Below are 10,204 nucleotides of genomic sequence, written 5' to 3' on the forward strand. Positions count from 1 at the left end.
TTCCTCCAATGTCGCCTACATCACACGGAGCCTGTCCATGCAGTGCCGACACTAGGCGGTCAGTTAATAAAAAGGAACTTATTCCGATAAAAAAATCAGACGGGCGTCCAGTCGGTTTCAGAAGGTGGGCACGACCGGGCCATGAGTGTGCGCTCCAACACATCGGCCACAGATATGTGAGCTAGCACACTTTCAGAACGGGAGACTAGGAGCCGAAACGTTGCATCTGCGTTGCATCGGCACCGAGTCGCCGATCGAGCACCCGGATCTTGGCTTCGATCTGCGCATACAGGGGTGAATCGCGATCGACGGTAGCCCGATAGGCGGCCCAGGCTGCGGCATCGTCACGCCCTTCCTGACACGCGGTCCACCGGCGCAGTACGGCCGGGTCGGCCGAGGCGAGCACCGCGGTACGCAACCGCACCCGCAACTCGTCGCGGAGGTCGCAGATGCCCGGCGCCGAGGAACGCGGCAACACCGGTCCGGCGTACAAACGTAATGCGGATTCGATATCACCGGAATCCAGCGCGGCCCGCAACGCCTCCACATCGGTTGCGACATGCACCTGCAAGCGGTATGGGCGCGAGGCGACCACCGTCGCGCCGACCACCGCGCGCAACCGCGACATGGCGGCGCGGATCGTGCCGTTGTCCAGATCGGTGTCGTCGAGCAGCAGCGCGAGATGATCCGAACCGAGACCCTCGGGATGCTCGGTGAGCAACAGCAGGATCTCGGCATGACGTTGTGACAGCGGTACCCGCTCCCCCGCCACACTCAAGTGCGGTTGCCCGAGTCCTAGCACGTCGAGCGCCAACCTGGCCGGTTCGGCCTCGGCCGCCGGGTCGCTTCCGCGTACCGAGGTGGTTTCGCCTCGGCCCGCCCGCATGGCTCGCAGCACCAGATCCATCTCCGCGGCGGTGGCGGCGGCCTTGACCAGGGCGAGGATTTCCGGCTTGGCGACCCGCATCCCGCCGGCAATCATCAGCACCCCGACGAGCCTGCCATCCGGCTCGTGCACGGGTGCCGCTGCCCCGGTGATCTGGTGCATGCGATGCAGGAAGTGCTCGGGCCCGTGGATCCAGGTGGCCCGGCCGGTGCGCACGACGAGGCCAACGGCATTGGTGCCGATGCGCCGTTCACTGAGGTCGTCGCCTTCGCGCAGGCCGATCTCGGCGGCGGCGGCGACCTGGTCGGGATGACCGTGCACGCAGAGCACTCGCCCGAACTGGTCGGCGACGGTGACGATGAGTCCCGCCCGCGCCGCGTCCTGGACCAGCAGTTTGTCGATCAACGGCATGAGGGCGGCGATAGGGTGGGCATCGCGATACCGCACCAGGTCGGCGCCGCGCAGACCGCGACCGTCGACCATATCGGTGGGATCGATCCCACCGCGTACGCTGCGTAACCAGGACTCGAGAACGAGCGGACGCAACAGACCGGCCAGCTGGGTCAGCTGTTCACCACCGGCACTGAGAAAACCATGGGCCTGTGCGGCATAGGCTTCCAGAGCACCGAGCTGCGCGCCCGCCTCCGTCGCCTGCCGTGGGGGCCGCCCACCTGCAAGATTGCTGACCATTTGCCTTTCTTTCCCGCTACAAACTGTACCGGGCAGTTATCGGGCCAAACGCCAGAAGTGCGGGTTTGTCCCGCAGGTCACATTGTGCTAGCGGATGTCACTCCGTCACACCGTGTAGCACGCCGCTATGGCTGCGGCGAGCGTCACTACCGTGGCCTGCGGACCACGCGTCAGCGGCACCGGGACGACCGAAAGGTCGGCAATACTCAATCCTTCGATTCCGTGCACGCGACCGAGCTCGTCGACGACCGATTGCTCATCGTTCGCCGGACCCATCCGGCAGGTCCCCGACAGATGCTGGGACGTCCCACTATTGGCACGTAGCCAGTGGTCGTCGACGGGGCCGAACCTCAGGTCGAACAGTTCACACGCCAGCTCGACACCCGCGCGCAGGTTTGCCCGGTCCGCCGCGGTGAGCAGCCCGCTCTGATCGATGTGGGCGGGCACGGTGGGGTCGGCCGAACGCAACGTCAGTTCGGCGGCGCCGGTCGGCCGCATGTGCGCCACCCCGAGCCTGCGCAGACCGGGTGTGAACACCGGTGTGTACGGGCGGAATTCGAGGTCGTCGTGTTCGAGCACGTATTCGAGGGCGACGGTCGAGGCCGCCGGTTCGGGGCCGGGGAACTCGACGCCGATCTCGGGGTGGTCGGTGCACCACGCCCCGACGGGGGCGGGCCGGACCACCGGAATGCCGAGTGCGCGAAGTTGCCGCTCGGGTCCGATGCCCGAGCGCAGCAGCAACGCGGCCGATTCCACGGCGCCCGCGCAGAGCACGATCCGGTCGGCGTCGGTGCGTCCGTGTTCGTGGCCGCGCACCCATTCCACACCGACGGCCCGGCTGCCGTTCATGACCAGGCGCGTCACTGTCGTCTCCCCGACGACAGTGAGGTTGGGCCGGTCGAGCACCGGATAGAGATGGGTGATGCCCGGTCCGGCACGCCGGTTTCCCGAGATCGCGAGCGGTACCCGCCCGAAGCCGTCCGGTGCGTCGAGCGCGTTGAGGTCGGCGACCTCGCGCAATCCGGCTGCCGCGCATCGTTGCGCGAATTCGGCGCTGAACGGAGTGGGGTCGGTGGTCCGGACAACCGGGATCGGACCGTCGGCGCCGTGGCCGGGGTCCGTGCCGTGATCCAGGTCGTTCTCCAGGCCCCGGAAGAACGGCAGCAGCGTGTCGAAGGTCCATCGCTCGCTGTTCCAGTCCATGAATCCCGCGGCGGGCGGCCGGATGAAATAGCTGCCGTTGATCGCCCCGGAACCGCCGATCAGCTTGCCACGCACCAGGTTTCCCGCGTAGCGCCAGAGCACGGCCGACTCCGGTCCGACCGGGAGGTGGCCGGGGTCGAGCAGTTCGGCGGGAATGTCGGCCGTTGCGGGCCACACCCGTCCCGCCTCGAGCACCAGCACCGTGTGGGCCGGGTCGTCACTGAGCCGAGCCGCGAGCACACACCCCGCCGAACCGGCCCCGACCACCAGCGTGTTCGGCAACGCGGACAGCTCAGTTCGGCGGAACGTGCGGCTTGAGCGCCTCGAAGCTGCGTGCCCGGATGACGCCGAGCCACAGCCCGGTGCCGTACGCGACATCGTCGAGCCGCTTGTAGGCCACATAGCGCAGCGGATCGAGGCCACCGGAATCGCGATGGGTGAACCAATCGGCCAGCCCGTCGGCCAGCGCCATGGTGACCGCGATCTTCCTGATCCGCTTCGACGCGAGCACCGCCAGCAGCGTCACCGGCCAGTAGTCACGACACATCGCCGAGGCCAGTCGCCAGAGCCCGGCGAAGAATCCGCGAGCCAGATACACCGCGGCGATGCGGGTGGGATTGTCGAGTTCGGCGAACACCCGACGCATCCGGACCAGCGCCGTCGCCAGGGTGACCAGCCCGCCGAGCAGCCCCCATCTCGACAGGGTGGCGAACAGGATCGCGGCGAGCACCGTCCACTTCGGCACGCTCAGTGGCGAGACCATCTCCCCGTGCCGCTTGCCCAGCGGCGCGGCGCCCGTGCCGTAGAACAGCTTTCGCGTGAACCAGGCCCGGAACTCGACCCGATGATCGTGGGCGACGTGGGCGGCCGGCTCGTAGCGCAGTCGCCAGCCTGCCCGCTCGAGCCGCCAGCACAGGTCGACATCCTCGGCCACCTGCATGGATTCGTCGAACCCGCCCTCACCGAGCAGTGCCGCGCGCCGGGCGAGCAGCGCAGCGCTCGGCACGTACGACACGATGCCGCGTGCGTGCACCGCGGCCTCGCGCCTGCCCAGGTCCAGCGAGGAGCGGGTGTGTTCGTAGCGGGCCAGCGCGTTGGACTCCGAATCCAAGGCGACGATGCGCGGGGCGACCAGCGCCACCTGCGGATCGCTGAAATGCCCGAGCATCACCTCGAGCCAGCCGCTGCGCGGCACCACATCGGAGTCGAGGAACGCGACGAAACCCGTTGACGCGGCCCGTAACCCGGCATTGCGGGCGGCGGCCGGGCCGAGTGGGCGCTCGTGGCGCAGCACCGTCACCTGACCGCGCCCCGGCCGGGGCGGGATGCGCACCGGTTCGTCGGAACCGTCGTCGACGACGATCACATTGTGTCCGCGCAGCGAACCGAGCAGCCGTACGAGTCCGTCGGCGTTGTTGTAGAGCGGGACGACGACCGTGACGTCGTCGGGTGAGGGCAGCAGCCGGGGTCGCGGGTTGGCGACCCCGGAGTCGAGGAGTCTGCGGGCGACGATCGCGGACTTGGTATCGGTGACCTCGAGGTACCCGTCGCCGATCAATTCGGCGGCCTCGGGTGCCAGGCGCAGCATCCGTGCGGGCGATCCGCCGATCAGGATCCGACCCCCGGAAAATGCGCGTACCCGTGGATCGATCCGTACCCCGAAGCCGTCGGGCAGACGATCATGGCGCATTCCTCGCATGCTATTCGCACTTGGCCCGCCAAACATCATCACCCCAGAAAAAAGGAAGAAACTCCGCTCGAAATGCCGCTCCGACCGCTTAGTTGACGTGTCGAGCAAGATCGGCAGCGCACCGCTGGCAACCGCGACGCGACTACCCGAGCGGACTCTCGTTGCACGCCTTGGCCGGTGGCTGACGCACGGTCAGCGGCAGCGACACCCGGGTGCGCGCACGCACCGGCCGCGAATGGTCCACAGCCGGGCGCGGAACGACGCGGCCCGGTGCCGACAACGCCGCCTCCCCGTACCCCTGCACACACTCCGGGTCGGGTCCGTTGGCGGGCAGACCGGTGAAGAACTTGGCGGCCATGCACCCGCCACGGCAGGCGTCGTAGTGGCTGCACTTGGTGCACGCCCCGCCGTCGACCGGCTCGCGCAGTTCGGCGAACAGTTCGGCGTTGGTCCACACACCGTCGAAACCGCCGTCGGTGAGGATGTTTCCGGCCTTGAACCGGTCGTGGATGGCGAACGGGCAGGCGTAGACGTCACCGACCGGGTCGACCAGGCAGACCACCCGGCCCGCACCGCACATGTTCAGGCCGGGCAGGGCCGAACCGAAGGCCGACAGGTGGAAGAAGGAGTCCCCGGTGAGCACGCCCTCGCCGTTGCGCACGAGCCAGTCGTAGAGCTCGCGCTGCTGTTCGGGCAGCGGGTGCAGCTCGTCCCACACGTCGGCGCCACGGCCCGACGGGCGCAGCCGGGTCAGGCGAAGGGTGGCGCCATAGCGGTCGGCGATGGCTTTGAATTCGTCGAGCTGGGCGATGTTGTGGCGGGTCGCGACCACCGAGAGCTTGGCGTCGCGGAAGCCCGCGTCGGCCAGGTTCGACAACGCCCTGATGGCGGTGTCGTAGGAGCCGGGGCCACGCACGGCGTCGTTGACCTCGGCGGTGGCGCCGTCGAGGGAGATCTGCACGTCGACGTAGTCACTGGCGGCCAGCCTGGCAGCGACCTGCTGGTTGATGCGTACCCCGTTGGTGGAGAACTTGACCCCCACGTGGTGGGCCGTGGCGTAGTCGACCAGCTCCCAGAAGTCCGGGCGCACGGTCGGTTCACCGCCGCCGATGTTGACGTAGAAGATCTGCATGCGCTCGAACTCGTCGATCAGCGCCTTGCACTGCTCGGTGCTCAGCTCGTTCGGGTCGCGGCGACCCGAGGACGACAGGCAGTGCACGCACGACAGGTTGCACGCGTACGTCAGTTCCCAGGTGAGGCAGATCGGCGCGGCGAGACCGGACTCGAAACGGTCGATCAGCCGTCCGCCCTGCGGGGCGCCGACCGGGGCAGGCGGGCTCGGTTCCACCGGCGTGACCGGGCCCGGCGCGGGCACGATCATGTCGGTGCGGGCCAGCTGGTCGAGTGCCTCGACATATGCCGTCGAAGCACTGAAGCCCTTGGCGTGCAGCGCTTCCCGCACGGAATGATGTGCGGGCAGCGACCGGACCACGTCGACCAGCTCGCGGCTCTTGAGGAACGAGAGCTTGCGGGTGCCGAAGTGGTACAGCAGCGCACCGAAGGACTCCGGACGCAAGGAGACCCGGGGATGCAGCGCCCATCGGGCATCGAGATCGAGCACGCCTGCCGCCATGGTCAGTACACGCCGCACATGCCGTCGATGCTGACCTCTTCGATCAGCGTTTCGGCGATCAGGTCCTCGCCGGTGTCCTCGCTCACGGGTGCCGGGTTCTCGGCCATGACTACCTCCCAGGTGTTGACGGTCACTCGTGACTTTAACGTCAGTCACTGCCATAAAGGCGGGATTCGGAAAAACTCACTGGACGGGCCACGACATCTAGACTGCCGGGAGCAGGACGGAAGGGGCCCGAGAGCCCAGCGGCAGTAGAGGTGAGGCAGAGGCTTGCGTAACCACGGTGGGGTCGGCAGCGGCGCGAATTCGACACTCTCGGAAGCGGAGATCGTCGAGGCGGCGCTGCGCGTAGTACGCGAGGACGGCGTGGAGAAGCTGTCCATGCGCAGGCTCTCGCGTGAGCTCGGGGTGTCGCCGATGGCGCCCTACTACTACGTCGCCGACAAGCGCGAACTCCTCGACCTCGTCGCCAGCGCGGCGCTGGTCGGCGTGCGCAAGCCGCCGCGCGAGTCCGGCCCGTGGCAGGTACGCCTGCGCGATCTGATCGATCAGATAGACGATAAACTGCGCAGGCATCCCGGCCTGGGCGACATCCTGCTCGAGCAGATGCTCGGCAAGCAGCTCGACCTGATCGAAGCGGTGATGGAGATCCTGTTCGACGCGGGATTCTCCGATCGCAACGTGCTGGCCGCCTACGCGACCATTCACACCTACCTGTTCGGCCGCAGCAGGGTGAATCCGCGCGACCGCTCCGCCCCCGCGGACGTGCTGCTGCCCGAAGCGGTGGCCCGTGCCACGAAGTACATGTCCGACCTGCGCGGCAAGTACTCCTACGACTTCGGGATGGAGGTGCTCGTGGCCGGGCTCGAGGCGCAGCTTGCCCTGCAGGCGCGTCCGGACTTAGCATGAAACTGAAACACGTTCTAGTTTTGTTCGAGAGGACGACATGACCACAGTCGAGGTTCCGCACGGCTCGCGCTCGGTGGTACTGCGGGTCGCCGCGGTCATCGCCGAAACGACCGACACCCGCTCCGTGGTCTTCGAGGTGCCCGACGAGCTGCGTGAACGGTTCGCCTACCAGCCAGGGCAGTTCCTCACCCTGCGCATCCCCAGTGAGCTCACCGGTTCGGTGGCCCGCTGCTATTCGCTGGCGAGTTCGCCGTTCACCGACGACCTGCCCAAGGTGACCGTGAAACGCACCGAGGGCGGCTACGGCTCGAACTGGCTGTGCGACAACATCAGCGCCGGTGACGAGCTGGAAGTACTCCCGCCCTCCGGCGTGTTCACCCCCCGCGACCTCGACACCGATCTGCTGCTGTTCGCGGCGGGCAGCGGCATCACCCCGGTCATCTCCATCCTGAAGTCGGCGCTCGCCCAGGGCAGCGGCAAGATCGTGCTTGTCTACGCCAACCGCGACGCCGGCTCGGTGATCTTCGCCGACGAGCTGCGCGAACTGGTCGGCAAGTTCCCGCAGCGGCTCAGTGTCATCCACTGGCTCGAACCGCTGCTCGGCCTGCCGACCGCCGACATGCTCGCCCGCCTGGTGAGCCCCTACACCGCCTACGAGGCGTTCATGTGCGGGCCGAAACCGTTCATGGACCTCGTGCACACCGCGCTCGCCTCGCTCGACGTGCCGCGCAACCGCACCCACGCCGAGATCTTCAACTCGCTGGCCGGTGACCCGTTCGCCGACCACGCGCCCGCCGAGGTGTCCGAGGAGGAGGCCGCCGACGCCGCGACCGTCGAGGTGGAGCTCGACGGGCAGGTGCACGAGCTGAGCTGGCCGCGCAAGCAGACGCTGGTCGACATCATGCTCGACAAAGGCCTCGACGTGCCGTACTCCTGCCAGGAAGGCGAATGCGGGTCCTGTGCCTGCACGGTGCTGGAGGGCAAAGTGGAGATGGAGAATTCGGAGATCCTCGACCCCGAGGACATCGAGAACGGCTACATTCTCGGTTGCCAGGCCCGGCCGGTGACCGACCACCTGAAAATCCAGTTCTAGCGCATCGCGCGATACGCGGCGCGTTGTTCCTTGTCCAGGTGTTCGGTCGCGTAACTCAATGCGGTGCGGCCCATTTCGCGTGCGTTGGCGTCGAGGAAGCCGGTGAGTAGCGCGAGGTCGACCTTCTTGCCGACCTCGCGCAGCATCCACCCGAGGGCCTTCTGGATCAGGTCGCGGTGATCGTCGAGGAGCTCCTCGGCCAGGGCCAGGGTGGTGCTCGCGTCGCCCGCGCGGAGGAAGGCGAAGGTCGACAGCAGCGCGACTCTGCGCTCCCAGAGCGAATCCTGGTGTGCCAGTTCGACAAGCAGGGTGCGGTCTTTGTCGAGCAGCCAGGCGCCGAGGATGTATTCGGCCGACGAGTCGACCAGGTCCCAGTTGTTCACCCGGCCCCGGCACACGGCGGCCAGGTAGCGGTCGACTATCTCCTCGCGCGCCTTGTCGTCACGGGTGCGTGGTTTCGACGCGATGGCGAACTTCGCGTCGAGGATGAACAGGGCGACCAGTCGTTCCTCGTGTACCGGGCTGTCGAGGAGTTCGTCGACCTGGTCGAGCGGTAGCGTGGTGAACCCTTTGGCGACCCTCCGGCTGACAGGCACGCGGACGCCGAGGAACACGTCACCGTCGCCGTACTCGCCGGGTCCGGTCTTGAAGAAGCGTCGCAGGTGTCGCGCGTCGGCCGGGTCGGCGTGTTCGGCGAGTGCGGCACGAACCTGCTCGGCGGTCGGTAGCTCGGACACACGCACCTCCTGGGTCAGAGACCGACGGCTCCCAGCAGCCGCCCGGACTCGAAAGTCGCCGCGCTGGTGGGCAATTCCCCCGGTTCGCCGCTGGTGCGGACCAGGACGGTTCCGGTGCCGGTGCTCGGCCTGCCGAGCTCGTCCATCTTGCGGACGGTCTGGGCGGCGACGGCCTGGGCACTGTCGAACAGGCGCACACCGTCCGGCAATGCGGCGACGATGGCGTCGACGACCAGCGGATAGTGGGTGCAGCCGAGCACGACGCCCTCCACATCGGCGGGTGTGCGGGCCGCGGCATCGGCGATCGAGGCGTTGATCGCGGGCACGTCACCTCGGTCGATGGCGTCGGCCAGGCCGTGGCAGGCCACCCCGACAACCTTCGCATCGCCACCGAAGCGGGCGATGAGGTCGGCCTGATAACGGCTGGCCGTCGTCGCCGCCGTCGCCCACACCGCCACCGAACGGCACTGCGCCGCAGCGGGTTTGATCGCCGGAACCGTGCCGATCACCGGCACCGACTCCCCCACCTCGGCGCGCACCTGAGCCAACGCCGTCACACTCGCCGTATTGCACGGCAGCACGATCACCTCGGCCCCCAGCGCCAGCGCCTGCCGCGCCGTCGCCAGCACCCGCTCGACCACCCACTGTTCCGGCTTGGGCCCCCACGGCGCGCCCTCGGGATCGAGCAGCAGCAGCAGATCCACATCGGGTCGCAGTTTGCGCAGCCACGCGGCCGTCGGCAACAAGCCGAGACCCGAATCGATAAGCGCGACGATCACGGGTCCACCGTATTACAGGCCCGAGAAGCCTCCCGTCCCGCCTACAGCAACTCGACCTCGTCGAACCCGACGGTCAGCCGATGCCGGTCCTCCCGCAGTACCCCGCCCTCACGGTGCGTGGTGCCCACGGCGAACTCCAGCCCGAGCGTCGACCGCCGCGTGTCGACGGACTGGACGACAGCACAGATACCGCCGAACGGACCGTGTGAAAAGACGACCACGTCGCCCGGTGCGTACTCAGAAATCCCCACGGCGCCAGAGTAATCCGATTCGCGTGCTGGAAGCCGAGTCATTTGCCTGCGCTAGGCGGCACCACCAGTGATCCGTGCCCCCACCGGCAGCCCGCCACACCACGAACCCACGCACTCACTCGAGTCCGCCACCTACCGCACTCCCAGCCACACGGCACCACCCAAGTCCGCCATGACAGCATTCCCAACCCCGCACGACCCGACCTCGAGGAGGGTCCGCCGCGTAGCGGCGCAGCGGCCCGGCCGCGCGAACAGCGCTCGAAGCGCATGCGCGAAGCGCGAGACAGCGCCCACGGCCATGCCGAACACCGCACTCAGGTGCAACGTGAATCG

At 67.9% G+C, this 10,204-nt stretch carries 11 protein-coding genes; 2 read left to right on the forward strand and 9 right to left on the reverse strand.

Features of this window, described 5'->3' with window-relative positions; genetic code table 11:
- Positions 1 to 205 precede the first annotated feature (205 nt).
- The 5 genes from AB0I35_RS25440 to mftA form a co-directional block, all read right to left on the reverse strand.
- Entirely contained in the window at positions 206 to 1,576 is a 1,371-nt protein-coding gene (locus AB0I35_RS25440) for a GAF domain-containing protein (RefSeq protein WP_357398801.1), read from the reverse strand.
- Between the two features lie 105 nt (positions 1,577 to 1,681).
- Entirely contained in the window at positions 1,682 to 3,061 is a 1,380-nt protein-coding gene (mftG, locus tag AB0I35_RS25445) for a mycofactocin system GMC family oxidoreductase MftG (RefSeq protein WP_357398802.1), read from the reverse strand.
- A gap of 10 nt (positions 3,062 to 3,071) precedes the next feature.
- The gene (gene mftF / locus AB0I35_RS25450; RefSeq protein ID WP_357398804.1) at positions 3,072 to 4,469 is read right to left on the reverse strand and encodes a mycofactocin biosynthesis glycosyltransferase MftF; all 1,398 of its coding nucleotides are present in this window, start codon (positions 4,467 to 4,469) and stop codon (positions 3,072 to 3,074) included.
- Between the two features lie 142 nt (positions 4,470 to 4,611).
- Positions 4,612 to 6,102 carry a mycofactocin radical SAM maturase gene (gene mftC / locus AB0I35_RS25455; protein ID WP_357398818.1) on the reverse strand — a complete coding sequence of 497 codons (1,491 nt, stop codon included), beginning with the start codon at positions 6,100 to 6,102 and terminating at the stop codon, positions 4,612 to 4,614.
- A 2-nt stretch (positions 6,103 to 6,104) separates the two neighbouring features.
- Entirely contained in the window at positions 6,105 to 6,236 is a 132-nt protein-coding gene (gene mftA / locus AB0I35_RS25460) for a mycofactocin precursor MftA (RefSeq protein WP_357398806.1), read from the reverse strand.
- A 136-nt stretch (positions 6,237 to 6,372) separates the two neighbouring features.
- Here mftA and mftR2 point away from each other — a divergent pair, with 136 nt between their 5' ends.
- Positions 6,373 to 7,011 (forward strand): mycofactocin system transcriptional regulator MftR2, encoded by a 639-nt coding sequence (mftR2, locus tag AB0I35_RS25465; protein ID WP_067485219.1) that lies wholly within the window; start codon positions 6,373 to 6,375, stop codon positions 7,009 to 7,011.
- A 37-nt stretch (positions 7,012 to 7,048) separates the two neighbouring features.
- Positions 7,049 to 8,104: a ferredoxin--NADP reductase gene (locus AB0I35_RS25470; protein WP_357398807.1), complete on the forward strand. Its 1,056-nt coding sequence runs from the start codon at positions 7,049 to 7,051 to the stop codon at positions 8,102 to 8,104.
- Here the strand turns inward: AB0I35_RS25470 and AB0I35_RS25475 are convergent.
- The 4 genes from AB0I35_RS25475 to AB0I35_RS25490 all read right to left on the reverse strand — a co-directional run.
- Complete coding sequence (locus AB0I35_RS25475) at positions 8,101 to 8,841, reverse strand: DNA alkylation repair protein (RefSeq protein WP_357398808.1); 741 nt, start codon at positions 8,839 to 8,841, stop codon at positions 8,101 to 8,103. The genes AB0I35_RS25470 and AB0I35_RS25475 overlap by 4 nt on opposite strands.
- A 14-nt stretch (positions 8,842 to 8,855) precedes the next feature.
- Positions 8,856 to 9,620: an aspartate/glutamate racemase family protein gene (locus AB0I35_RS25480; RefSeq protein ID WP_357398809.1), complete on the reverse strand. Its 765-nt coding sequence runs from the start codon at positions 9,618 to 9,620 to the stop codon at positions 8,856 to 8,858.
- A gap of 41 nt (positions 9,621 to 9,661) precedes the next feature.
- Complete coding sequence (locus AB0I35_RS25485; protein ID WP_067485211.1) at positions 9,662 to 9,871, reverse strand: hypothetical protein; 210 nt, start codon at positions 9,869 to 9,871, stop codon at positions 9,662 to 9,664.
- Positions 9,872 to 10,003: 132 nt separating this feature from the next.
- Positions 10,004 to 10,204: hypothetical protein (locus AB0I35_RS25490; protein WP_357398811.1), on the reverse strand; the 201-nt coding region annotated here is incomplete at its 5' end.

The organism is Nocardia sp. NPDC050378 (assembly GCF_040655675.1).
GTDB classification, from domain to species: domain Bacteria; phylum Actinomycetota; class Actinomycetes; order Mycobacteriales; family Mycobacteriaceae; genus Nocardia; species Nocardia coubleae.

Bases quoted from the DNA above. Each gene is read 5' to 3' on its own strand.
- mftF (WP_357398804.1), bottom strand. From the start codon at position 4,469: ATGCGCCATGATCGTCTGCCCGACGGCTTCGGGGTACGGATCGATCCA.
- mftC (WP_357398818.1), bottom strand. From the start codon at position 6,102: ATGGCGGCAGGCGTGCTCGATCTCGATGCCCGATGGGCGCTGCATCCC.
- AB0I35_RS25440 (WP_357398801.1), bottom strand. From the start codon at position 1,576: ATGGTCAGCAATCTTGCAGGTGGGCGGCCCCCACGGCAGGCGACGGAG.
- AB0I35_RS25470 (WP_357398807.1), top strand. From the start codon at position 7,049: ATGACCACAGTCGAGGTTCCGCACGGCTCGCGCTCGGTGGTACTGCGG.